Raw genomic sequence first — 22,803 nt, 5'->3', positions numbered from 1 at the left:
AGGGGGGTCCCGGGGTGGGCCTGTGGCAGCTCAACGCGGACACACTCGCCCGTAGCCGGTTCGTCGTCTCGCCGCTCGCCGAGACCTTCGCCTGCCTGAAGCTGCTGCACGGGGCGGACGCCGCGCATCCCGGTGAGCAGGCGTGGCTGCGCGCCCAGCTGCCCGCCTACCGGGCGCTGCTGGCGGCCGAGCCGGTGACGGCACGGCTGGTGCGGGCCGGGCTCGGCCGGGAGTGGATCGCCGACTTCCTGACCCCGGCGCCCCGCGGCGGGGAGACGTTCGCGGACGAGGTCTCCCGGGTCCGCTCGACCGCGCCGGAGGCGGCCCGCGCCCATCTGCGCACCGCACTCGTCGGCCCGCTCCCCGCCGAGCTGGACCGGGACGACCTGCCCGAGCGGGCGGCCGTACTCCTTCAGTGGGTGTGGGAGAGGACCGTACGGCCGTCCTGGGAGCGGCGGCGGCGGGTGCTGGAGGCGGACGTGGTCGCGCGGACCGCGCAGGTGAGCCGGGGCGGCTGGGTGAGCGTGCTCGACGAGCTGCGGCCCGGACGCACCCGCTGGCTCGGCGAGAACCTGCTCCAGATCAACCTGCACGCGTACCCGCCCCGGGAGATCTCCGGTGCCGAGCTGCTCTTCGTGCCGGTGACCGTGCAGCGGGCGGGCTGGGTCGCCTGGGACGACGGGGTGCGCTACGCGGTGGTCTACCCGTGCGCCGGTGCCCTCGCCGACGCGGGCATCAGAACCGTCCCGTCCGCCCTGGGCGCCCTGCTCGGTCCGGCCCGGGCCGAAGTCCTGGCCCTCCTCGCCTCCCCCATGAGCACCACCCAGCTGACGGCGGTGACCGGGCAGGGGCTGGGCTCGGTGGGGCGCCACCTGAAGGTGCTCAGGGAAGCGGGGCTGGTGGAACGGCGCAGGGCCGGACGGTCGGTGTTGTACGTACGGACGGCTGCCGGAGATGTCCTGCTGGAGGCGCCCCAGGGGGCGCGGGGCTGTGCCTGATGTGCGGCCCTCGGGCGTCTAGGCTCCCCGTATGACCAACGTGCTGAACGTAGAAATCGGCTCCCTCGCCGGGGGCCCCGCCGACCTCACCCAGTACGAGGGCAAGGCCGTCCTCGTCGTCAACGTGGCCTCCAAGTGCGGCCTCACCCCCCAGTACACGGGCCTGGAGAAGCTCCAGGAGCGGTACGCCGACCGCGGGTTCACCGTGCTCGGGGTGCCCTGCAACCAGTTCCTCGGGCAGGAGCCCGGCACCGCCGAGGAGATCGCGGAGTTCTGCTCGGCGACGTACGGCGTGACCTTCCCGCTCACCGAGAAGGTCGAGGTGAACGGCGAGGGCCGGCATCCGCTGTACGAGCGTCTGGTGGGCTTCGCCGACGCCGAGGGGCACAGCGGCGACATCCGCTGGAACTTCGAGAAGTTCCTGATCGGGCGGGACGGCACGGTCGTGGCCCGGTTCTCGCCGCAGACCGAGCCGGAGTCGGACGCGATCGTGACCGCCATCGAGGCCCAGCTCGGCTGAGCCGCGCTGGGCCTTGCCCCGGTGCCCCCGAACAGAAGGTGCCCTCTCGGCAAGGACGGCGACCGGTCGAGAGGGCTCTTCTGGTGGTGCTTGTGAAGTTGTTTTCGTCGGGGGGGCTTCACTGACGAAGGTCAGGGAGGGCCCCCTAGGCCTTGACCGAGGTCACGAAGGCGTTCCACGCGTCGGCGGGGAAGGCCAGGATCGGGCCCTCGGAGACCTTGGAGTCACGGACGGCGAGTTCGGCGTCGGTGGGCGACTTGACCTCGACGCAGGCGCCGTTGCCCGCGGAATAGGAGGACTTCATCCACGTCTCCGAAGCGCCCTGAATCAGTGCCATGTCCACTCCTGTTGCGAGTTGCGATAGTGCGGTTCACGCCAACCTTGTCGTCTGATTGGCGTGATCGACGCTACCGGGCAACCGCGCCTGCCGGAGTAGTCGTTCACTCAACCGGATGGCATATTCCAGGAGAGCCTTCCATCGGAATGGACCTTCGGTGTAAGATCCGGCGCCCTCCGTGACAGCCGCTCATTCGGCGTACAGCTTCGCCACTTTCGCAATGAACTGCCGGGATTGCTCCACATTGAGGGACTGTGCCCGCAGATGCTCGTACATCACGGCGTACTTCTGCACGTCCTGGGCCTTCTCCAGGTACAGGTCGCTGGTGACGCCCTCCAGGTACACCACGCTGGAGTCGGCCGCGTCGGCGAACTCGAGGATCGCGTACTGGCCGTTGAGCCCCGGATGCGCGCCCACCTCGAACGGCAGCACCTGCACGGTGACGTGCGGCAGCTGGGACATCTCGATCAGATGGTCCAGCTGCTCGCGCATCACCAGCCTGCTGCCCACGACACGCTTGAGCGCCGCCTCGTCGAGCACCACCCACAGCCGGAGCGGGTTGTTCTCGGCGGTGATACGTTCCTGTCGGCGCATGCGCACCTGCACACGCTTCTCGATCTCGGCGGTCGACGTCTCCGGCAGCGCGCCCTGCACCAGGGCCTCCGCGTAGGCGCGGGTCTGCAACAGACCGGTGACCAGCTGGGGTTCGTACACCCTGAGCGACTCGGCGTCGGTCTCCAGCCCGATGTACACGCTGTAGGGGATGTCCCCGAAGGTGTGCCACCAGCCCTGTTGCCGGGAGTCCCGGGCCATCTCCATCAGCGAGTCGACGATCCGCTGGTCCTCGACCTCGTAGACCCCGCACAGGTCGCGCACATCGCGCTGACTGATGCTTCTGCGGCCGTTCTCCAGCCGGCTGATCTTCGACTGCGACACCAGCAGTCGTTCCGCCACTTCCTCGGCCGTCATGCCCTTGAGCTCGCGAAGCCTGCGGAGCTCCTGGCCCAGCCGGCGCCGCCTGACGGTGGGATTGACATTGGACGCCACGGGACGTGCACCTCCGGCTGCCTGCCTGTTGCTTAACACTTTGCGTATCTGCTGCTGAGCAGACTGCCACCAAGGTGCTTTCTACCGCTGGGAAACGGTGGATATGCGGCGCGTACGCGTCAGTTCGCCACGGCTCGCCACCCGATGGTGTACCGGAACGCAGTCGAGCGGGGCGGCGGGATCCCGGGGAAGGATCCCACCGCCCCGCTCCGACCGACGGCTCCCGAAACGGCCGTGCGCGAACCGGGGTTACGGCTCAGTGGGCCACGGCGCGTGCCATGGATCCGCGGTGCGGCTGCATCGGAACCCCGCGTGCGGGTTCCGCCGCGGACCGTGCACCGGCCGCCGCGCCCTGCCGCCCGGTGGCGGCGGCGCCCCGGCGCGGCTGTGCGACGGCACCGTTCTGCACGTCCATCACGGCGTGCGCGACAAGCCCGCCCATGGGGTCGTGCCGGATCAGATCCCGCAGCCGGGACCGGGACGACCGTCCCTCGTTCCCCGGATACAGGTGCTTGCCGAGCCCGACGGCGTGCGCCAGGGCGGCGAGCGCCGCGGTCCGCGGGTCCGGCGGCACGCCGGTGCGGATCGCGGAATCCAGCCGGGCTCGGATCTCCCGGCTGATCTCGTTGTCCGTCGCCTGATAGCGCGTCGTCGGCAGCACCCCGCACATCTGACCGGCCACGGCATGCACCATGCCGCACCGCTCCAGATGCGAGAGGTACGTCTGACGGAGCCCCAGCCGGGGTCCGCCGATCCAGTGGACGGCACGCACGGGAGCGCCACGCCTTCGCAGCAACTCCAACGCGCAGTCCAGAGTCGGATCTCCAGTCGGCCGTGGCACCACCACGGCGATACGATCCCCGTCTGGGGCTATCCGTCCGGCCAGCGCCAGCTCCACTAGCTGTGCACCGGCCAGACCGAGGTCGAGCGACTGCGGCTGCGCAGTGGTACCCGTGGCCGGGTCCAGTGCCAGCAGCAGAAGCTCCTCCGGAAGTGTTCTGCGGCTCCTGCCCATCCATGCCTCCCCGCGTGGATGAATGACAGGGTGACCCCTCTCACATTGGTCTGTCGAGGGTGCGTGACCGGTTCGTGAGGGAACCGGTAGGTATGTCGTTCTCGTCTACTGCAGGGGCCAAGCCCTCACACAGGACACTGGTACACGGTTCGGACAGGGCGCGCGCGTAGGCGTGCGGCGCATGGAGGAGGCATCGGTGGCGGGCGAGTCCCCCGACAGGTCGAAGCAGCGCGAGTCGTCGGCAGAACCGACGTCGGGGAGCGCGGGTCCGGTTCCCGAGGCACGCGATCCGCGCCTCGCCGTCTCCCGCGAAAAGGATTCCGCGCCCGGTGGCGCGGACACCGCAACGAAGGTCCTGTCGGTCCGTGACGTCAAGGACCGCGCCTCGGAAGCCCCGTCGGAGGACACCGCCCTCCGCGAGGCGGTCTCGTCCTGGGTCCGCGACGCCGCAAGTCCCGGTCCGACGGCCACGGATGAGCCGGAGACGGATGAGCCGGAGGCCGAGGAGACCGAGACCGGGTCCGAGGCCACGGAGGCCGACGCGGAGGCGAACACGGGCACCGAACCGGAGGCTGACGCGGACTCCGACGCGGACAGTGGCGCCGGGGCCCAGGCGGATGCGAAGGCGAAGGCCGGCGAAGCCGAGGCCGTGGTCGCCGAGGCCGGGTCCGAGGACGCCGACGGCGAGGACGCCCCACAGGGGCCACCCGCAGCCGACGACGAGACCCGCACGGGCGGTGCCGGTGGGAGCACGGACGCCGAAGGCGAAGCCGAGGCGAGTGACGAACCCGCCCCCGCGCCGGAGGCGGACGCAGCCGACGACGAGACCCCCGCGGGTGGTACGGGTGGGAGCACGGACGCCGAAGGCGAAGCCGAGGCGAGTGACGAACCCGCCCCCACGCCGGAGGCGACCGCAGCCGACGACGAGACCCGCACGAGTGGTGCGGGTGGGAGCGCGGACGCCGAAGGCGAAGCCGAGGCGAGTGACGAACCCGCCCCCACGCCGGAGGCGGACGCGGGCGACGACGCCCCCGTCGACCAGCCCACCACCGTCTTCAAGGCGATAAAGCCCCCGTCCGCCCCGCAGGTCGACCAGCCGACGACCATGCTCAAGCTCGGCGGGAAGACGAACACGCCCAAGGCCCCGGAGTCCGACCCCGAGCGCACCAGTAAGTTCGTCGCGCTCAAGAACGACATGGCGCCGGCCGCCAAGCCGGAGACCAAGCCGGAGGCCAGGCCGGACACCACCACCCCCGTCCCCCAGGTCGGCCCCGAGCGCACCACCCAGCAGCCGCTCCCCCCGAAGCCCCCGCTGGACCTCCTGGCGGAGCTGACGAACACGCCGCCGCCCCCGGAGACGGCGGTCCGCACGGTCGTGCGCCGGGTCAAGATCTGGACGCCCCTGGTCCTGCTCCTGGCGATCATCTTCGCGGTCGTACAGACCCTCCGCCCGCTCCCCGACCCCACGCTCGACCTCACCGCGAAGGACACCTACACCTTCGACGGCGGCAAGGCCGGCATCCCGTGGCCGGCCACTGGTCAGGCCGCGCTGGACGTCCAGGGCATCGGCACGTTCGGTAACTCCGGCGACCAGAAGCCCGTACCGATCGCGAGCGTCGCCAAGGTGATGACCGCGTACCTCATCCTGCGCGACCACCCGCTCAAGAGCGGTCAGGACGGTCCGAAGATCACGATCGACAAGCCCGCCGAGCAGCAGTCGGACGCGGGCCAGGAGTCCACCGTCCGCGTCACCGCGGGCGACTCGATCTCCGAGCGCGAGGCGCTGGAGGCCATCCTCCTGCCCTCCGCCAACAACGTGGCCCGGCTGCTCGCCCGCTGGGACTCCCACTCGGAGCAGGCGTTCACGGAGAAGATGAACGCCGCCGCCAAGGGTCTCGGCATGACCAACACGACGTACACCGACCCCTCGGGCCTGACCGCCTCCACGGTCAGCACCGCGGTGGACCAGGTGAAGCTGGCCCGGGCGGCGATGGAGCAGCCCGTCTTCCGCGAGGTCGCGGCGATGATGTCGTACAACGACTACAAGGGCGTCAACCACTCCAACTACAACCGCCTGGTCGGCCACAACAACGTCGTCGGCATCAAGACCGGCACCACGCCGGCCGCCCTCGGCAACCTCGTCTTCGCGGCGAAGCAGCAGGTCGGCGGCGAGACGCGCACCATCATCGGGGCCGTGCTGCGCCAGCCCGCCGGCGGCTTCGACCACACCATCATCAGCGGGGTCCTGGACGCGGGCGACAAGCTGATCCGCGCCGCGCAGGGCGCCCTGAAGTCGGTGACGATCCTGAAGAAGGGCGATGTGGTCGGGTACGTCGACGACGGTCTCGGCGGCCGTACGCCCATCGTGGCGACGAAGGACGTCACGGCGGCCGGCTGGTCGGGGCTGACGGTGAAGCTGTCCTTCGCCGCCGACAAGGTGCCGCACACAGCGAAGGCCGGCACCCAGGTCGGCTCGCTCACCGTGGGTGACGGTTCGGCCGGCGCGGTCAGGGTGCCGGTGGCCCTGCAGGAGGATCTGGCGGAGCCCGGCTTCGGCGCCAAGCTGACCCGTCTGGGCTGAGTCCGCACCGCGGTCTCACCAGCACGCACCCCGCCGACGGAGACCCGCGGCGGGGTGCGTGCTAGCGTCACGAATCGGGGCAGGTCGCCGGTCACCGGGACATGGCCGCGAACTGGACGGGAAGCAGCCGGGAACACCGTGGAACACGGCCGAGAACAGAAGACGGGACACGGGGAGTGCCTTCAGGTGGCCACAGCCGAGCCGACACGCGCCGACGACGCCGATCCTGGGCCGGGATCCGGCCCGCGAATACGCCTGTCCGAGCCTGACCCGGACGGTCGCGGGGATCACTCCGGCCACCCGGACGGCCGTACCGACAGTGAGCACCTCGACACGCCCGCCGGCCGGCTCGCGCGTCTCCTCGCCGCCGCCGAACCCCTGCGGCAGCGGCTGCTCAAGCACCCCGTGCTGTCCGTGACGGCCCTCGCGGGGGTCCTGCACATCGTCTGGTTCTTCACGTTCGCGAACAGCGGTGGCGATCTCGCGGCGCAGGACGCCTGGGCGGAGTTCGTCGGCCGGCACCCGGACTCGGCGTACAACCTCGCCTGGTACGGCGGCATGCACCCGGTGTCGTACAGCGTGGTGTCGCCGTATCTGATGGCCGTGCTCGGCGTCCGTACGACGATGATGATCGCCGGGACCGTGTCGGCGGGCCTGCTGACGCTGGTCCTGATCCGCAGCCGCGCGGTGAAGAACCCGCTGTGGGCCTCGCTCGCCGGGGTCTTCGCGTTTCTGTGCAACGCGATCTCCGGCCGGGTGACCTTCGGGCTCGGCACGATGTTCGCGCTCGGCGCCGTCGCGGCCGTCTTCTGCTGGCCGTACCGGTGGCGTCACAAACGCTGGGCGAAGGCGGCGGTGGCCGCCCCGCTGGCCGGTCTGTCCACCATGGCCTCGCCCGTCTCGGGGCTGTTCGTCGGGCTGGTCGCGGTCGCACTGTTCCTGCAGAAGCGGCGGCCGGGCGCCTGGGCGCTGGGTCTCGCCCCGACCGTGGTGGTCGCCGCCTCGTACTTCCTCTTCCCCTTCTCGGGCACCCAGCCGATGACGATCGGCTCGGTGATCCTGCCCCTGCTGTACGGCCTGCTGTGCCTGTTCCTCGTGCCCAGGCAGTGGGTGACGGTCCGGCTGACGGCGGCCGTCTACAGCGTCGGCGTGGTCCTGGTGTGGCTGATCAACTCGCAGATCGGCTCCAACATCTCCCGGCTGCCGATGCTGTTCGCGGGTGCGGCGCTGGTGGCCGCGCTGCCGTTCACGGTGCCGAAGTCCCGCAGGTGGTACACGACCGTGCTGGCGCTCCTGGGCTTCGCCGGCTGGATCGGCTTCAAGTCGGTGGACGACATCATCCACACGACCCCGGCCGCGTCCTGGGCCCGCGAGCTCGCCCCGCTGGTGCACCAGCTGCAGAAGGCCGGTGCCGAGAAGGGCCGCGTCGAGGTGGTCCCGGCCCGCTCGCACCGGGAGGCGTCGGCGCTCGCGCCGTACGTCAACCTGGCGCGCGGCTGGAACCGGCAGGCCGACATGGAGCGCAACCCGCTCTTCTACGACGACACCCTCAACTCGGCGAACTACCACGAGTGGCTGCAGCGCTGGGCCGTCCACTTCGTCGTCCTGCCGAAGGACAACCCGGACGGCGACGGCGGCGAGCGCGAGCGGGAACTGCTGCGGCGCGGGATGCCGTATCTGACGCAGGTGTGGGGCGACGCCAACTGGCAGCTGTTCCGGGTGACCGATCCGACGCCGCTGGCCGAGCCCGACGCCGTGGTGGACCGCGCCGACCAGGGCGAGATGACCCTTCAGGTGCGCAAGGCCGGGCGGATCCTGATCAGGATCCCCTACTCGCCGTGGCTGAGCATCGTCGACGAGCACGGCAAGAGCCTGAAGCCGCCGCAGATGGTCTCCTCCGGCCCGCCGAAGAAGTACCGGAACGCCAACGGGTGCCTGGCGGAGACGCCGGAGGACGCCAACGGGGACAAGTGGACCATGCTGCTCGCGCCGAAGGCGGGAACCTACCGGCTGGCGGCGCCGTACCAGCTCCCCCGGGGCACCCCGTGTCCGGACGAGCTCAGGACTCCGTGGCCCCGCGACTCCGTGACGCCGTGACGCCGTGACCCGGTGAGGTTCAGCGGAGCCGGTCGACGTACCGGTCCGTCCCCGGCACCGTCGGGACGAACGGCGCCAGCAGTTCCAGCCTGCCCAGGCCCGAGTCGGTCACCTGCTCGTCCAGCCCCGTGAAGTGGTCCTGCCAGCACTCCCTCGGGTCGGCCTCCAGGAACCACAGCAGCGTCAGACGGGTGTCGACGCCCTCGACCTGCTTGACGTAGGTCATGCGGTCGCCGGGCAGGGGGGTGGGGCGGAAGACCGTCACCAGGGCGGAGGGGGAGCCCGCGAGGCGGCGCGGGAGGTGCCGGGCGGCCAGCCACTGGAGCAGCTCGGCCCGCTGCTCCGCCGACTCCGTGTCGATCACCTCCAGGACCAGGCCCGCGTAGGGGTGGTCCAGGGCGTGGAAGTCCCGCGGGCCGACCGCGCCGTCGCGGTAGACCGTCGTCTCGTGGTCCTGGAAGGACGTGAAGACGTGGGTGCGGTCGTGGTAGACGCGGGCGTCGCGGTTGAGGCGCCTGTTGATGGCGACGGTCCACTTCATGTGGTCGTCGTAGCGGCCGGCGGTGATCCAGTACGTGGAGAGGTAGCAGCCGGCGGTGACGGGCTGGGCGATCGCCGACTTCTCGGGGCGGCGCAGGAGCTGCAGGTCCCTCGTCGCCACCCAGCGGCGGCCCGCGTACATCCAGGGCATGGCCATCGCGCCGGCGTAGTAGTGGTCGTCCTCGTACCAGCGGTTGTAGGCGTACTCGTGCCCGGGGTGCGGCTCGACCATGGTGATCAGGGCGTGGCCCGGGCGGACGCCGTACGGTCCCACGGCGGCCAGTTCCGCGTACGCCTCGCTGCGGGTCTCCTCGCTCATGCGGTTCCCCTTCCCTCCCCTTCCGTCCTCCTCCGGTCGCCCATACTCTGACGGTCCGTCAGATGAAGCGCCATAGCCCGGGAGGTACGGATGTCCCTGCTCGCCGGAAAGACCGTCGTCGTCTCGGGAGTCGGCGCCGGGCTGGGTCACCAGGTCGCCGCGGCCGTCGTACGGGACGGCGGGAACGCGGTGCTCGGGGCGCGCACCGAGGCGAACCTCGCCAAGAGCGCGGCCGGGATCGATCCGTCCGGCGCGCGCACGGCGTACCGGGCGACGGACATCACCGACGAGGGGCAGTGCGAGGCGCTGGCCGCGCTGGCGCGGGAGCGGTTCGGCGGGATCGACGCGGTGGTGCACGTGGCGGCCTGGGACTCGTACTTCGGCGGCGTCGAGGACGCGGACTTCGCGACGTGGCAGTCGGTCATGGAGGTGAACCTCCTCGGCACGCTCCGGATGACCCGGGCCTGCCTCCCCGCGCTGCGGGAGGGCGGGGGCGGGTCCGTCGTCTTCATCGGGACCCAGTCGGCGGTGGCCGCGCCCTCGCAGGTGAAGCAGGCGGCGTACGCCGCGTCGAAGGGTGCGCTGACGAGCGCGATGTACTCGCTGGCGCGGGAGCTGGGGCCGGGGCGGATCCGGGTCAACACCGTTCTGCCGGGCTGGATGTGGGGACCGCCGGTGCAGGCGTACGTCCGGTTCACCGCGCAGACGGAGGGCGTGCCGGAGGCGGAGGTGCTGGGGCGACTGACGGACCGGATGGCCCTGCCCGAGCCGGCGACCGACGGGGACGTGGCCGATGCGGTGGTGTTCCTCGCCTCGGACCGGGCACGGGCCATCACCGGGCAGTCGCTGCTGGTCAACGCGGGCGAGTTGATGCGGTGACCCGATGTGTCCTGCCGGGCTGACACGACTCCGCCACCGGCCGGGGCAGCGCGAACGTCTTCGCCCGTACCACGGCCTGGCGACCGGATCCGGCTTCGCCGACTGGTTCATGTAGATGAACGAAGGTCACAAAGACGAACATCTTTACCGGCTCTTGACCGGACAGTCGCTTGTCGTGTTCACGTGGGGGCACCCACGATCGGGCACATGAACAGTCTCGACTGGGCCGTGCTCATCGGCTACTTCGGTGTGATGGTCGCGATCGGCGTCTGGTCGCACAAGCGCGTGGACAACGTCTCCGACTTCTTCACGGCCGGCGGCAAGATGCCCTGGTGGCTCTCCGGCATCTCGCACCACATGTCGGGCTACAGCGCGGTCATGTTCACCGGGTACGCGGGCATCGCCTACACCTACGGCGTCACCTCCTTCGTCACCTGGTCCTTCCCCATCGCGCTCGGCGTCGCCATCGGGTCGAAGCTGTTCGCACCCCGCGTCAACCGACTGCGCTCCCGGCTCCATGTGGCCTCCCCGCTGGAGTACCTGAAGAACCGTTACAACCTGTCCACCCAGCAGGCGCTCGCCTGGTCCGGCATGCTGCTGAAGATCGTGGACGTGGGCGCCAAGTGGGCGGCGATCGCCACCCTTCTGTCGGTGTTCACCGGGGTCACCCTGAACCAGGGCATCCTCATCACCGGTGCGATCACGGCCGTGTACTGCACGATCGGCGGCCTGTGGGCGGACGCGCTGACCGAACTCGGCCAGTTCGTCATCCAGTTGCTCGCCGGCGTCTCGATGTTCGTCGCCGTCGTCCTGAAGCTGAACGACAAGCACATCGGCTTCTTCGACGCCTGGAACCAGCCGGCGCTGCACGGCCACGGCAAGCCGCTGGTCGGCCCCTACGGCACGGTGTTCCTGCTGGCGTTCCTGTTCATCAAGCTCTTCGAGTACAACGGCGGCATGCTCAACCAGGCGCAGCGGTACATGGCGACGGGCAGCGCACACGCGGCCGAGCGCGGCGCCCGCCTGTCGGCGGTCCTGTGGCTGGTCTGGCCGGTCGTCCTCTTCTTCCCCATGTGGATCTCCCCCCTCCTGGTCCACGCCCGGAAGCCGGACGGCTCCGACTCCTACGGCCTGATGACCGAACAGCTGCTTCCGCACGGCCTGTTGGGACTGGTCGTCGTCGGTTTCTTCTCCCACACGATGGCCATGTGCTCCTCCGACGCCAACGCGATCGCGGCGGTGTTCACCCGTGACGTGGCTCCGGTGCTGTCCTCCCGTGCCCGGGGCTGGGGCGAGCGCTCCGGACTGATCGCGGCCCGCGTGACGACCCTGGTCTTCCTCGGTCTGTCCATGGCGGTGGCGACGCAGGTCAACTCCCCCACGTTCAAGGACATCATCACGGTCGTCATCAAGTGGGTCGCCGGTCTGATGGGCCCGATCGCGATCCCGATGATGCTGGGCCTGCTCCGCCCGTTCCGCCGCTCCGGCCCGACGGCGGCGCTCACCAGCTGGGCTGCGGGTCTGCTGGCGTTCTGGCTGGTGAACTACCCCATCAACTGGAACGTCTCCGGCGGGGTCCCGCTCCAGTACCAGGTCTCGGTCCCGCTGGCGGTGTCCCTGGTCCTCTACACCGTCATCGGCTACCTGAAGCCGGAGGAGACGCCCGAGCGCCTGGCCATCATCGAGAAGGTCAACACCGACGGCGACGCGGTGGCGGCGGTACCGGTCCCTGCGGGGGCGGGGGACGACGTGGTGGGAGCGCCGTAGGGGGCACCGTCCACCGGGGAGACATCCCGACCGGCCACCCGTCGCGCGCGGGGTCCGAGGTCAGGCCCGCGGATAGCGGACCAGCCACCCCGGTGAGGACCCCGCCGGGCCGTGCAGTGCCGGGCCCTGGGTCATCTCCATCGCGAAGTCGTCGGCGAGTTCCAGCACCGTCGGGCGGCCCTCCAGCTCCGCCAGCCAGGCCGGGGGGAGGGCCGTTTCGCCGTGGAGGGCGCCCAGGAGGCCGCCGGTGAGCGCGCCCGCCGCGGCCGAGGGCCCGCTCTGGTTCACCGCCAGGCACAGCCCGTGCCGGACGTCCTCCCCCACCAGCGCGCAGTACACCGACGCGGCCAGCAGCCCGTCCGCCGTACCGTCGCCGGCCAGTTCCTCCACCCGCGTCGGGCTCGGCATCCCCTGCCGTACCGCCCCGAGGGCATGCTGCAGGGCGTCCGAGACGGGCTGGTGGCCGGGCCGGGCGGCGAGCAGGGCGAGGGCCCGCTGCACGGCGCCGTCCAGGCTCTCGCCCCGGGCCAGCCCATGCACGATCACGGCGTACGCGCCCGCCGACAGGTAGGCGAGGGGATGTCCGTGGCTCTGGGCGGCGCACTCCACCGTCAGCTGCGCGACGAGCTGCGGCTCCCAGCCGACCAGCAGCCCGAAGGGCGCGGACCGGGCCACCGCCTCCGGCCCCAGCTCATCGGGGTTCTTCGGTGCCTCCAGCGTGCCCATGACGTCGTCGCCGAACCCGACGAGGAGGGCCCGGGTCGGCTCCCGGCGGGCGTACAGCCACTCCTCCCGGGCCAGCCAGCCGTCGTCCTTGCGGCGCTCGTCCGGCCCCCAGTCCCGCTGGGTGGCCGCCCAGCGCCGGTACGCCCGGTGCAGATCGGTCGGCGGGTGCCAGGCGCCGGTGTCGCGGCGCACCTGGGCCCTTATCAGCCCGTCCACGCTGAACAGGGTGAGCTGGGTGTGATGGGTGACCGTGCCGCGCCGCCCCTGCCCGAAGGCCAGGTCGAGCAGCCCCTCGGGGCCGTACGCGGCCCGGATCTCCTCCAGGGACAGCGGGTCGGCGGGCCCGCCGAGCGCGTCGCCCACGGCGACGCCCAGCAGGGTGCCGCGCACCCTGCTGCGGTAGTCCTGCTGCTCGGCTCGGCCCCAGACGGCGCCGGATGTCGCACTCATCCAGACCTCCCCACGGCACCGTCCGTCCGTACGACGCTCAGCACTGTAATCGACGGGGAATGGTCCGTTCAGGGGGGCAAATCGCCCCCCAGTGGTCATTCCCTCTCAGCTACGGACGTGACAGGGGGCACGTCAGTTGACCGAGGAGGGGTGGTGGCGCGGTGGTGGGGGCGTGGGGAGGGAGAGGTGGGCGGCGTGGGACTCGTCCGCCTCGGCCAGGGCATCCGCGCCGAGTCCGCGGTGCACCTCCGCCCGGCGTTGCAGCGCCCAGACGTAGACCGGGTTGAGCGACAGGGCGCGGTCGAGGTCGGCGAGGGCCTCCTGGAGGCGGCCGAGGTTGGCGTACGAGGCGCCTCGGCTCGCGTACGCCGAGGCGTAGTCCGGGTCCAGGGCGAGCGCGCGGTCGTAGTCGACGAGAGCCTCCTCGTCCCGGCCGGCCACCCGCAGCGCGTCACCGCGTTCACAGCGGCCCCAGGCCCAGTCCGGCTGGAGGGCGAGCGCCCGGTCCAGGTCGGCGAGCTGCCGGGTGCGGTCCCGGCGTGCGCGCCAGAGACGGGCCCGGCGGGCGAGGGCCCACGCGTAGTCGGCGTTGAGATCGAGCGCCCGGTTCAGGTCGGCGTGCGCGTCGTCCAGCTCGCCGAGGGCCAGGCGGGCGGCGCCCCGGGAGGCCCAGGCGAAGGCCTGGCCGGGGTCGAGCCGGATCCCCTGGTCGAGGTCGGCCACCGCCTCCTCGTACCGGCCCAGGATCCGCAGGTGCTCCCCGCGCAGGAACATGTTGTACGGGTTGTCCGGCTCCAGCTCCAGCACCCGGCGCAGGTCCTCCAGGGCCCCCCGGTAGTCGCCGAGCGAGCTGCGCGCCAGGACCTTGCCCCGCAGGGCCCGCACCAGGGAGGGGTCGAGGGCGAGGGCACGGTCGTACGCGTCCAGCGCGCCCTGCTGGTCGCCGCGGCGCGCCAGGGCGTCGCCCCGCACCGCGTACGCCGTCGCCCGCCATGGCTCCTCGCCCCGCGCCCGGTCCAGCAGCAGACCGGCCACCCCGGCCTCCGCGTCCGCCGCGAACGCCTCCGCCAGCGCGCCTGACCAGCCCGCCAGGTTCCGCGTGCCCGTGGCACCTGTGTCACCGGTGTCTTCGGATGCCTCCACCAGCAGCCGCACCCAGCGCCACAGCACGTCGTCCCCGTGGTCGCAGGCGGTGACGAGGTCCGCCAGCACGGCGGGCAGCGCGGCGCGGGGAGCCGCGCAGAGCGAGTGGTAGGACTCGGCCAGGCGCAGCTCCCGCCAGTCCTCCTCCTTCCAGAACTCGCCCGGTTCCAGGGCGGATTCGGTCTCCGCGCGCCACCGTGCGAAGGTCCGCGCGAGCCGCCGGTGCCGCTCGGTCCAGCTCCGCGGCGACTGCCGGCGCTGGAGCCGCAGCATCGGCGCCCGCACGAGGTCGTGGTACCGCATCCGGTCCCCGCGCCCGCTGACGAACGGCATGTCCTGCAGCCAGGCGTACAGCCCGTCGAACTCCTCCTCCGGGCACTCGACCACGGCCCGGAACACATCCGCGTCCAGCGTCCGCGGCAGCGCGCAGGCCAGTGCGGTGGCCCGGCGCACCGGATCCTGCTCCCACTTCAGGAACCGCTCCACGGCCGTTGCGCTGGGATCGCCCACGTCCCGAGGGTCGGCGGGCCGGGTCTCGGCCAGGGTGGAGACGAGCACCGGCAGGCCCCCGGTCAGCCGCAGCACCTCGGCGACGACCGGCTCGTCCCGGACGCCCTTGTCCGCGAGGAGTCCGCGTGCCTCAGCCTCCGTGAACGGACCGAGCCGCACGTCCGCGACGAAGTCCGCGAATCCGGCCCAGCGCGCCGGGGTGAGCGGGAGCTGTCCCGCGGTCACCAGGACGACGTTGGCCGGCAGGGTGCCGTACCGGTCCGTCGTCATGATCTCGTGCAGCCAGCCGTCCAGGAACGCGCCCGTGCGCTCGTAGGTGTCGAAGAGCAGGACGATCCACGGTGCGGCGGAGGCGGCGGCCGCGAGCTCGCCCAGCAGCGCCGGGGTCAGGACCCGCTCCGGCGACAGCACCAGGCGCACGTCCTCCTGGTTACGGAACCGCGCGCTCAGCCCTGCCCGCAACCGGTCGGCGCTCTGGGCGAGTTGGGCCGCGTCCAGCGCGCCGGCGAACGGTCCGACGCCCGGCGCCATGCCGAGCCCGACGAGACCGGCCCGCGCCACGGCCAGCGAACCGGCCGACGGATGCGGCGCCGCCTCCGGGTCGAGGGCGAGGGCGGCGGCCTCGGCCTCGTGCCGCCGCTCCCGGTAGGCGGCCAGCAGCCGCTCCAGCTCCTTGCACCGGTGGCCCTGCCGGCCGAGCTGGTCGCCGATCGCCGCCATCGCCTCCGGCACGCTCCCGACGCTCTCGTCGACGTACGCCGTCAGCGCCCCGCGTTCCCGCGCGATCTGCTCCAACTCCCTGATCAGGAAGGTCTTTCCGACGCCCGCGTTGCCGTGGACGTGGAAGAGGAAGCGGTGGCGTTCGTCCTCGGGGGGTACGTCCAAGTTCGCGCGGAAAGCCGCCCGTTCATCGCTGCGTCCGACGAACCCCGCCCGTCTGCGCCGCCCGATCAGCTCCTGCATCGACGGCCGTGCCTGCGCCATCCGTCAGCCCCTCCCGCAACCCGGCCTCTCATTCTGGCGCAATGACCACGCGATAACCGGGCCCCGGGCAGGAGAGAATTCAGCCATGACCACCACCCCCACGCGTCACACCGGCCTCGCGCTCGCCGCCGGTGTGCTCACCGGAATACTTGCCCTCTACATCGCCCTGGTCGCCCTCGGGAACATCACCGACTTCGGGACGAACCAGCAGTTCGTCCGGCATGTGCTGGCGATGGACACGACCTTCCACGACAAGGACCTGATGTGGCGGGCGATCACCGGCACCGGGCTTCAGGACACCGCCTACGTCCTGATCATCGCGTGGGAGACGGTGGCCGCCCTGGTCCTGATCCGGGGCACCTACCTCTGGGCCCGGCGGAAGGACGACGACCTCGCACGGCGCTGGTCCACCTACGGGCTGCTGATGCTGCTGCTGCTCTTCGGCGCCGGGTTCATCGCGATCGGGGGTGAGTGGTTCTCGATGTGGCAGTCCAAGACCTGGAACGGGCTGGAGGCCGCGACCCGTATCTTCCTGCTCGCCGGGGTCGCCCTGATCGTCAACCAGCTGCCCGCCCGCCGGGAAGACACTATTTGACGACGGCCACCCTGGTGCCCTGATCGCCGAAGGACCACAGGGCGGCGCCGTCCTCCTTGTGCATACGGATGCCGCCCAGCTTCTTGCCGTCCGCCGGGGGCGGCGAGGAGCCGTCCAGCGCGTTGGAGAAGGCTATGTTCACGCCCTCCACCTTGGTGAAGTACATGACGTGCTCGATCTCCACGCCGTCCGAGCCCTTGAGGGGCTGCCCGCGCAGGGTGATCGAGTAGCGGCCGGGCTGCGGGCTCACCGTGCCCGGCCACACCGTGAACGTCCGGGTCGCCTTGCCCGTCGCGTCGACCAGCCACACCCGCTTCTCGCCGAGCGAGTACACGATCCGGCGGCCCTCGCCCGACGCGTCCGGCAGCGCGGGCGCCCCCGGGGAGTGCGGTGCGGCCGAGCCGTGGGCGCTCGCCGAGACGGACGGGCTCGGCCCGGCCGCCACGGCGGCCGCGGGACGCGGCCCGTGGTCCGCCTGTACGGCGAGGGCGACGACGGCCGCGGTCGCGCCTGCCGTCAGGCCGGTGACCCAGGCCCAGGAGGGCAGTCGGGCAGCCACGGGTACGCATCTCCTCCGCTACGGGGCCCCGCCTCAGGTCGGGGGTCGGATCATCGTACTCAGTCCAGGACGGGCAGCAGCTCGGGCAGGTGGCCGTCGGAGGCCTCCGCCGCCCGCTGCCGTTCCTGAGGCACCTCGCCGTAGAGCGTGGTGCGCGGTTTCGCCGGGCGGCCGGCCGCCTCGGCCACGGCGACCAGGTCGCGGACCGACTTGTACGAGCCGTACGACGAGCCCGCCATGCGGGAGATCGTCTCCTCCATGAGGGTGCCGCCCAGGTCGTTGGCTCCCGAGCGGAGCATCTCCGCCGCGCCCTCCGTGCCCAGTTTCACCCAGCTTGTCTGGATGTTCGGAATCCAAGGGTGGAGGAGGAGCCGGGCCATCGCCGTCACCGCGCGGTTGTCCCGGGTGGAAGGGCCCGGGCGCGCGATGCCCGCGAGGTACACCGGCGCGTTCGTGTGGATGAAGGGGAGGGTGACGAACTCCGTGAATCCGCCCGTCTCCCGCTGCAGGGCGGCCAGCGTGCGCAGATGGCCCAGCCAGTGGCGGGGCTGGTCGACATGGCCGTACATCATCGTGGAGGAGGAGCGGATGCCCAGCTCGTGGGCCGTTTTCACCACCTCGATCCAGGTGGCCGTGGGCAGCTTGCCCTTGGTCAGCACCCAGCGGACCTCGTCGTCCAGGATCTCCGCCGCCGTGCCGGGGATGGTGTCCAGGCCGGACTCCCTGGCGGCGGTCAGCCACTCGCGGATCGACATGCCCGTCCTGGTCGCGCCGTTCACCACCTCCATCGGCGAGAAGGCGTGGACGTGCATGCCGGGAACGCGTTCCTTGACCGCCTTCGCGATGTCGAAGTACGCCGTGCCCGGCAGGTCCGGGTGGATGCCGCCCTGCATGCACACCTCGACCGCGCCCACGTCCCAGGCCTGCTGGGCGCGGTCGGCGACCTGCTCCAGCGACAGGGTGTACGCGTCGGCGTCCGTGCGGCGCTGGGCGAAGGCGCAGAAGCGGCAGCCGGTGTAGCAGACGTTGGTGAAGTTGATGTTGCGGGTGACGATGTACGTGACGTCGTCGCCGACCGCGGACCTGCGCACGTCGTCGGCCACCCGGCACAGCGCGTCCAGCGCCGGGCCGTCCGCGTGCAGCAGGGCCAGGGCCTCGGCGTCGGTCAGGCGGGTCGGGTCGTCGGCCGCGGTCGCCAGCGCCTGCCGTACGTCCGTGTCGATGCGCTCCGGCGCCATGCCCGGGGCGGCCGCCTCGCGCAGCGCCTCCCAGTCGCCGTACACCTCGTCGAAGTCGTCGCGCCGGTCGGCGGTGCGGCCCTCGGTGTCGATCGTGCGGTGCAGGTCCGTACGGCCGGCCGGGACGAAGGCCTCCTCGGGCTCCTGCCACGCGTGGCCCTCGACGGTCGCGTCCGGGCGGGCCAGGCCGGTCTCCGGGTCGGCCAGCGCGCTCACGTGCGGGCGCAGCCGGGGGTCCAGCCAGGGCTCGCCGCGGAGCACGAACTCCGGGTAGACACAGAGGCGTTCGCGGAGCTCGAAGCCCGCGGCGGCCGACCTCTCGGCCAGCTCCTCGATCTGCGGCCAGGGCCGTTCGGGGTTGACGTGGTCGATGGTCAGGGGCGACACCCCGCCCCAGTCGTCGATGCCGGCGCCGATCAGCCGCTCGTACTCGGAGTCCACGAGGTTCGGCGGGGCCTGGAGGCAGCCGGAGGGGCCCATGATGTGGCGGGCCACGGCCACCGTGGCGACCAGCTCGTCCAGTTCGGCGTCCGGCATGCCGCGCATCGCCGTGTCCGGCTTCGCGCGGAAGTTCTGGATGATCAGCTCCTGGATGCCGTGGTAGGCCCGGGAGACCTTGCGGAGGGCGAAGAGGGACTCGGCCCGCTCCTCGTACGTCTCCCCGATGCCGATGAGCAGGCCCGAGGTGAAGGGCACGGAGGAACGGCCGGCGTCCTCCAGCACCCGCAGCCGTACCGCCGGTTCCTTGTCCGGGGAGCCGTGGTGCGGGCCGCCGGGCTCGGACCACAGCCGGGTCGCGGTCGTCTCCAGCATCATGCCCATGGAGGGGGCGACGGGCTTGAGCCGCTGGAAGTCCGTCCACGTCATCACGCCGGGGTTGAGGTGGGGCAGCAGGCCCGTCTCCTCCAGGATCCGGATGGAGACGGCGCGGACGTAGGCGATGGTGTCGTCGTAGCCGTGCGCGTCGAGCCACTCGCGCGCCTCGGGCCACCGGTCCTCCGGCTTGTCGCCGAGGGTGATCAGGGCTTCCTTGCAGCCGAGGGCGGCGCCCTTGCGGGCGATGTCCAGCACCTCGTCCGGGGACATGAACATTCCGTGGCCGGCCCGGCGCAGCTTGCCGGGGACGGTGACGAACGTGCAGTAGTGGCACTTGTCCCGGCACAGCCGGGTGAGGGGGATGAAGACGCTCTTCGAGTACGTGATGACGCCGGGGCGGCCCGCCTGTTCGAGACCGGCGTCACGCACCCGGGCAGCGGACGCGGCGAGGTCGGTCAGGGCCTCGCCGCGGGCCTGGAGCAGCACCGCCGCCTCGGCCACGTCGAGGGCGACGCCGTCCCGGGCGCGTTTGAGGGCGCGACGCATGGAGTTCTCGGTCGGTCCGGTTCCGGAGGTCGCGGAAGTCGTCATCCCTCGAGGATACGTTCGGGGTGATCAGAGCAAGGGGCTCCGCCCGGTCCGCAGGAAATTCGCCCTACAGAAAGCTTCCGTACTCGTCGAGCACCCCCAGCACCTCCGCCTGTCCCGCCGGGGGCAACTGCAGTACGACCTCCTCGATGCCCAGCTCCGCGTAATGGGCCAGCTTGCCCGGGGTCGGCTGGACCGCGTACGGGACGACCTGGAGAGCGGCCGGGTCGCGGCCCGCGTCCGCCCACAGCGTGCGCAGCACCGGCAGGGACTCGGTGAGGCCGCGGCCGCCGATCGGCAGCCAGCCGTCGGCGTACTCGGCGATGTGCGCGAACAGCTTCGGCCCGGCCGTCCCGCCGAGGAGCGTGCGAGGGCCGGTCACCGGGCCACGCGGCTTCTGCGCGGGTTTGGGGTACGCGTGGCTGGCCCGTACGGCGGCGAACTCGCCCTCGTAGGCCGTCGGTTCCCCGGCCCACAGCGCCTGCATCAGCCGCACCCGGTCCCGGACCAGCTCCCGGCGCGTGCGCCACTCCACGCCGTGGTCGGCGGCCTCCTCCACGTTCCAGCCGTAGCCGAGGCCGAAAGTGAAGCGGCCGCCGGACAGGTGGTCCAGGGTGGCGATCTGCTTGGCCAGGGCGATGGGGTCGTGCTGGGCGGGCAGGGTGATGCCGGTGCCGAGGCCGAGGCGCTCGGTGACGGCCGCGGCCTGGCCCAGGGCGACGAAGGGGTCGAGGGTACGGCCGTACTCGCGGGGCAGGTCGCCGCCGGCCGGGTACGGGGTGGCCCGCTCGACCGGGATGTGGGTGTGTTCGGGGAGGTAGAGGCCGGCGTAACCGCGGTGTTCCAGTTCGCGGGCGAGCCGTACCGGCGCGATGGTCTCGTCGGTGAGGAAGATGGTGACGGCGATACGCATGGCCCATCTGTACCGGGCCGGGCCCGCACTGTCCATACCGACTGGTCGGCACAGTCCGCGCCGATGGCCGTGAAGTCGCGTGCATGACACCTGTCGGACGCCAATCGCCCGCTCTTTCACGCGTGTTCACGCGCGCGCGGGAGACTGACCGCCATGGCTGAAGACACGCACGGTCAGGCTCATGGCATCGGCAGACGCGCGCTGTTCGTGACGGGCGCCGCCGCTGCCCTTACGTTGGGAAGCGTGAGCTTCGCAGCGGCGGACGGTCAGCAGCAGGAGACCCGGTCGGTTCGCGGCACCCTGCCGCCCGGCTCCCCCGACTTCGTGTACGTACCGGTCGAAGTCCCCGCCGGCGTACGGGAGATCAAGGTCTCCTACACCTACGACAGGCCCTCGGTCCCGGCCGGCACCACGGCCAACGCACTCGACATCGGCCTGTTCGACCGGCACGGCACCGAGCTGGGCGGCCGGGGCTTCCGGGGCTGGTCGGGCGGGGCGCGCACGGAGTTCTTCGTCCGGGCCGACGACGCGACTCCCGGGTACATCCCCGGCCCGGTGCGGGAGGGCACCTGGTACGTCGCGCTGGGCCCCTACACGGTGGCGCCGCAGGGGCTGACGTACGAGCTGACGATCACGCTGACCTACGGCGAGGCGGGCGAGACCCCGCGGCCGGTGTATCCGCCCGCCCGGGCGAAGGGACGAGGCCGGGACTGGTACCGGGGCGACTGCCATCTGCACTCCTGGTACTCCGACGGCCGCCGCACCCCGGCCGAGATCGCGGCCCTGGCGCGGGCCGCGGGCCTGGACTTCATCAACTCCTCGGACCACAACACCCACTCCGCGCACCCCCATTGGGCGGACCAGGCCGGCGACGACCTGCTGATCATGCTCGGCGAGGAGGTCACCACGCGGAACGGCCACGTGGTGGCGCTCGGCACCGAGCCCGGTACGTTCGTGGACTGGCGCTACCGGGCCCGGGACAACCGCTGGGCCCGCTTCGCGCGGGACATCCGCCGCGCCGGCGGCCTGGTCGTCCCCGCCCACCCGCACGCCACCTGCGTCGGCTGCGGCTGGAAGTTCGGCTTCGGCGAGGCGGACGCCGTGGAGGTGTGGAACGGCCCCTACACCCCGGACGACGAGGTGACGCTGGCCGAGTGGGACAACCAGCTGGTCGCCTCCGTGCGGCAGGGGCGGCCCTGGCTCCCGGCCATGGGCAACAGCGACGCGCACCGCGATCCGGACGTGGTCGGCAGTCCCCAGACGGTCGTCCTCGCCGACGACCTGACCCGGGAGGCGATCCAGGAAGGCATCCGCGCGGGACGCAGTTACGTGGCCGAGTCGAAGAACGTGACCCTCGCCTTCACGGTGACGGGCGGGCGCGGACAGCAGGCCGGCATCGGCGAGCGGCTGGACGTGGCCGCCGACACCCCCGTGACCGTCCGGCTGGAGGTCTCGGGCGCCCCGCGCTGCTCGATCCGTTTCGTCACCGACCAGGGTGTGCTGTTCACCAGCGATCCGCTGCCGGTCTCCGGCACAGGCGCGGCCGAGTGGCGTACGACGCCCGCCTACGCCGCGTACGTGCGCGCCGAGCTGCGGCACGAGGCGGCGGCGGGACCGGTGCCGGGCGCCCTGGCCGCCTTCACGAACCCGGTCTTCCTCGGGGCTGCCTGAGCTGCTCGGCCGCCCACTCGGCCCACTCGCGCCGCATCGCGTTGAAGCGCAGACCGTACTCCAGCGCGATGCGGCCGTAGACCGAGAGGTTGCCCTCGTCCCAGTCGATGGAGTCGGCGAGCTGCCGCAGCTGTTCGTGTCCGGCCCGGGACATGTCGGTCAGGTCGGTCAGATAGGCGCGGGCCTGCTCGGGAGTGAGCACACCGAGGAAGAAGACGCGCAGCAGGACGTCGCTGCGGATGACCGGCTGGGGCGGGACCTCGGTCAGCCAGTGGCGCAGCTCCGCCATGCCCTCGTCGGTGATCTCGTACTCCTTGCGGCCGCGCGGGCCTTCGGCGGCCACCGCGATCAGCCCGGAGCCCGCCAGCTTGGTCAGCTCGGTGTAGATCTGGCTCTGGGTCGCCGGCCAGACGTTGGCCAGCGAGGTCTCGAACGTCTTCAGCAGGTCGTACCCGCTGGCGCGACGGTCCGACAGCAGGCCGAGCAGGGCGTGTCTGAGACTCATGCCCG

At 71.8% G+C, this 22,803-nt stretch carries 18 protein-coding genes; 8 read left to right on the top strand and 10 right to left on the bottom strand.

Annotation, left to right across the window (positions count from 1 at the left end):
• Positions 1-14: 14 nt before the first annotated feature.
• Positions 15-998, top strand: coding sequence for an ArsR/SmtB family transcription factor (locus ABT288_RS24640; RefSeq protein WP_351611559.1), 984 nt, complete (start codon positions 15-17; stop codon positions 996-998).
• Between the two features lie 31 nt (positions 999-1,029).
• Positions 1,030-1,518 (top strand): glutathione peroxidase, encoded by a 489-nt coding sequence (locus ABT288_RS24635; RefSeq protein ID WP_351611557.1) that lies wholly within the window; start codon positions 1,030-1,032, stop codon positions 1,516-1,518.
• 145 nt (positions 1,519-1,663) lie between these two features.
• Here ABT288_RS24635 and ABT288_RS24630 read toward each other — a convergent pair whose 3' ends face one another.
• From ABT288_RS24630 to ABT288_RS24620, 3 genes are all read right to left on the bottom strand, one after another.
• A complete protein-coding gene (locus tag ABT288_RS24630) occupies positions 1,664-1,855 on the bottom strand; it encodes a DUF397 domain-containing protein (RefSeq protein ID WP_351611555.1) in 192 nt (63 codons plus the stop codon).
• A gap of 189 nt (positions 1,856-2,044) precedes the next feature.
• Positions 2,045-2,902 (bottom strand): helix-turn-helix domain-containing protein, encoded by an 858-nt coding sequence (locus tag ABT288_RS24625; RefSeq protein ID WP_351206220.1) that lies wholly within the window; start codon positions 2,900-2,902, stop codon positions 2,045-2,047.
• 256 nt (positions 2,903-3,158) lie between these two features.
• A complete protein-coding gene (locus tag ABT288_RS24620) occupies positions 3,159-3,917 on the bottom strand; it encodes a GOLPH3/VPS74 family protein (protein ID WP_351611552.1) in 759 nt (252 codons plus the stop codon).
• Between the two features lie 181 nt (positions 3,918-4,098).
• Here ABT288_RS24620 and ABT288_RS24615 point away from each other — a divergent pair, with 181 nt between their 5' ends.
• Positions 4,099-6,498 (top strand): D-alanyl-D-alanine carboxypeptidase, encoded by a 2,400-nt coding sequence (locus ABT288_RS24615; RefSeq protein ID WP_351611549.1) that lies wholly within the window; start codon positions 4,099-4,101, stop codon positions 6,496-6,498.
• Between the two features lie 186 nt (positions 6,499-6,684).
• Positions 6,685-8,595, top strand: a complete 1,911-nt coding sequence (locus ABT288_RS24610) for a DUF8823 domain-containing protein (protein ID WP_351611546.1) — start codon at positions 6,685-6,687, stop codon at positions 8,593-8,595.
• 19 nt (positions 8,596-8,614) lie between these two features.
• Here the strand turns inward: ABT288_RS24610 and ABT288_RS24605 are convergent, their stop codons facing one another.
• Complete coding sequence (locus ABT288_RS24605) at positions 8,615-9,454, bottom strand: hypothetical protein (protein WP_351611544.1); 840 nt, start codon at positions 9,452-9,454, stop codon at positions 8,615-8,617.
• A 90-nt stretch (positions 9,455-9,544) separates the two neighbouring features.
• Between ABT288_RS24605 and ABT288_RS24600 the strand changes: the two genes are divergently transcribed.
• Together ABT288_RS24600 and ABT288_RS24595 are read left to right on the top strand one after the other, a co-directional pair.
• Positions 9,545-10,333 carry an SDR family oxidoreductase gene (locus ABT288_RS24600; protein ID WP_351611542.1) on the top strand — a complete coding sequence of 263 codons (789 nt, stop codon included), beginning with the start codon at positions 9,545-9,547 and terminating at the stop codon, positions 10,331-10,333.
• A 207-nt stretch (positions 10,334-10,540) separates the two neighbouring features.
• A complete protein-coding gene (locus tag ABT288_RS24595; RefSeq protein WP_351611540.1) occupies positions 10,541-12,100 on the top strand; it encodes a sodium:solute symporter family protein in 1,560 nt (519 codons plus the stop codon).
• A gap of 60 nt (positions 12,101-12,160) precedes the next feature.
• Here the strand turns inward: ABT288_RS24595 and ABT288_RS24590 are convergent, their stop codons facing one another.
• The gene (locus ABT288_RS24590) at positions 12,161-13,276 is read right to left on the bottom strand and encodes an ADP-ribosylglycohydrolase family protein (RefSeq protein ID WP_351611538.1); all 1,116 of its coding nucleotides are present in this window, start codon (positions 13,274-13,276) and stop codon (positions 12,161-12,163) included.
• A 132-nt stretch (positions 13,277-13,408) separates the two neighbouring features.
• Positions 13,409-15,913: a tetratricopeptide repeat protein gene (locus ABT288_RS24585; RefSeq protein ID WP_351611536.1), complete on the bottom strand. Its 2,505-nt coding sequence runs from the start codon at positions 15,911-15,913 to the stop codon at positions 13,409-13,411.
• An 85-nt stretch (positions 15,914-15,998) separates the two neighbouring features.
• Between ABT288_RS24585 and ABT288_RS24580 the strand changes: the two genes are divergently transcribed.
• Positions 15,999-16,508, top strand: coding sequence for a DUF2165 domain-containing protein (locus tag ABT288_RS24580; RefSeq protein ID WP_351611534.1), 510 nt, complete (start codon positions 15,999-16,001; stop codon positions 16,506-16,508).
• Here the strand turns inward: ABT288_RS24580 and ABT288_RS24575 are convergent.
• The 3 genes from ABT288_RS24575 to ABT288_RS24565 all read right to left on the bottom strand — a co-directional run bounded on the left by ABT288_RS24575 (position 16,501) and on the right by ABT288_RS24565 (position 20,622).
• Positions 16,501-17,067, bottom strand: a complete 567-nt coding sequence (locus ABT288_RS24575; RefSeq protein WP_351611532.1) for a hypothetical protein — start codon at positions 17,065-17,067, stop codon at positions 16,501-16,503. The genes ABT288_RS24580 and ABT288_RS24575 overlap by 8 nt on opposite strands.
• Positions 17,068-17,126: 59 nt before the next feature.
• A complete protein-coding gene (locus ABT288_RS24570) occupies positions 17,127-19,712 on the bottom strand; it encodes a bifunctional FO biosynthesis protein CofGH (protein ID WP_351611530.1) in 2,586 nt (861 codons plus the stop codon).
• 64 nt (positions 19,713-19,776) lie between these two features.
• Entirely contained in the window at positions 19,777-20,622 is an 846-nt protein-coding gene (locus ABT288_RS24565; protein ID WP_351611528.1) for an LLM class F420-dependent oxidoreductase, read from the bottom strand.
• A 153-nt stretch (positions 20,623-20,775) separates the two neighbouring features.
• Here ABT288_RS24565 and ABT288_RS24560 point away from each other — a divergent pair, with 153 nt between their 5' ends.
• The gene (locus ABT288_RS24560; RefSeq protein ID WP_351611526.1) at positions 20,776-22,293 is read left to right on the top strand and encodes a CehA/McbA family metallohydrolase; all 1,518 of its coding nucleotides are present in this window, start codon (positions 20,776-20,778) and stop codon (positions 22,291-22,293) included.
• Here ABT288_RS24560 and ABT288_RS24555 read toward each other — a convergent pair.
• Positions 22,262-22,798 carry a PadR family transcriptional regulator gene (locus tag ABT288_RS24555; protein ID WP_351611524.1) on the bottom strand — a complete coding sequence of 179 codons (537 nt, stop codon included), beginning with the start codon at positions 22,796-22,798 and terminating at the stop codon, positions 22,262-22,264. The two genes, ABT288_RS24560 and ABT288_RS24555, sit on opposite strands and share 32 nt — an antisense overlap.
• Between the last annotated feature and the right edge of the window lie 5 nt (positions 22,799-22,803).

Source organism: Streptomyces sp. NPDC001093 (genome assembly GCF_040298985.1).
GTDB lineage: Bacteria > Actinomycetota > Actinomycetes > Streptomycetales > Streptomycetaceae > Streptomyces.
The sequence above is the reverse complement of the archived record's forward strand: the minus strand, read 5'-3'. Positions and strand labels throughout refer to the sequence as shown.

What these genes read in the sequence shown, in the direction of transcription:
- ABT288_RS24635 (WP_351611557.1), top strand. Translation starts at nt 1,030, where the DNA reads ATGACCAACGTGCTGAACGTAGAAATCGGCTCCCTCGCCGGGGGCCCC.
- ABT288_RS24630 (WP_351611555.1), bottom strand. Translation starts at nt 1,855, where the DNA reads ATGGCACTGATTCAGGGCGCTTCGGAGACGTGGATGAAGTCCTCCTAT.
- ABT288_RS24620 (WP_351611552.1), bottom strand. Translation starts at nt 3,917, where the DNA reads ATGGGCAGGAGCCGCAGAACACTTCCGGAGGAGCTTCTGCTGCTGGCA.
- ABT288_RS24615 (WP_351611549.1), top strand. Translation starts at nt 4,099, where the DNA reads ATGGAGGAGGCATCGGTGGCGGGCGAGTCCCCCGACAGGTCGAAGCAG.
- ABT288_RS24605 (WP_351611544.1), bottom strand. Translation starts at nt 9,454, where the DNA reads ATGAGCGAGGAGACCCGCAGCGAGGCGTACGCGGAACTGGCCGCCGTG.
- ABT288_RS24600 (WP_351611542.1), top strand. Translation starts at nt 9,545, where the DNA reads ATGTCCCTGCTCGCCGGAAAGACCGTCGTCGTCTCGGGAGTCGGCGCC.
- ABT288_RS24595 (WP_351611540.1), top strand. Translation starts at nt 10,541, where the DNA reads ATGAACAGTCTCGACTGGGCCGTGCTCATCGGCTACTTCGGTGTGATG.
- ABT288_RS24590 (WP_351611538.1), bottom strand. Translation starts at nt 13,276, where the DNA reads ATGAGTGCGACATCCGGCGCCGTCTGGGGCCGAGCCGAGCAGCAGGAC.
- ABT288_RS24585 (WP_351611536.1), bottom strand. Translation starts at nt 15,913, where the DNA reads ATGGCGCAGGCACGGCCGTCGATGCAGGAGCTGATCGGGCGGCGCAGA.
- ABT288_RS24580 (WP_351611534.1), top strand. Translation starts at nt 15,999, where the DNA reads ATGACCACCACCCCCACGCGTCACACCGGCCTCGCGCTCGCCGCCGGT.
- ABT288_RS24570 (WP_351611530.1), bottom strand. Translation starts at nt 19,712, where the DNA reads ATGACGACTTCCGCGACCTCCGGAACCGGACCGACCGAGAACTCCATG.
- ABT288_RS24565 (WP_351611528.1), bottom strand. Translation starts at nt 20,622, where the DNA reads ATGCGTATCGCCGTCACCATCTTCCTCACCGACGAGACCATCGCGCCG.
- ABT288_RS24560 (WP_351611526.1), top strand. Translation starts at nt 20,776, where the DNA reads ATGGCTGAAGACACGCACGGTCAGGCTCATGGCATCGGCAGACGCGCG.
- ABT288_RS24555 (WP_351611524.1), bottom strand. Translation starts at nt 22,798, where the DNA reads ATGAGTCTCAGACACGCCCTGCTCGGCCTGCTGTCGGACCGTCGCGCC.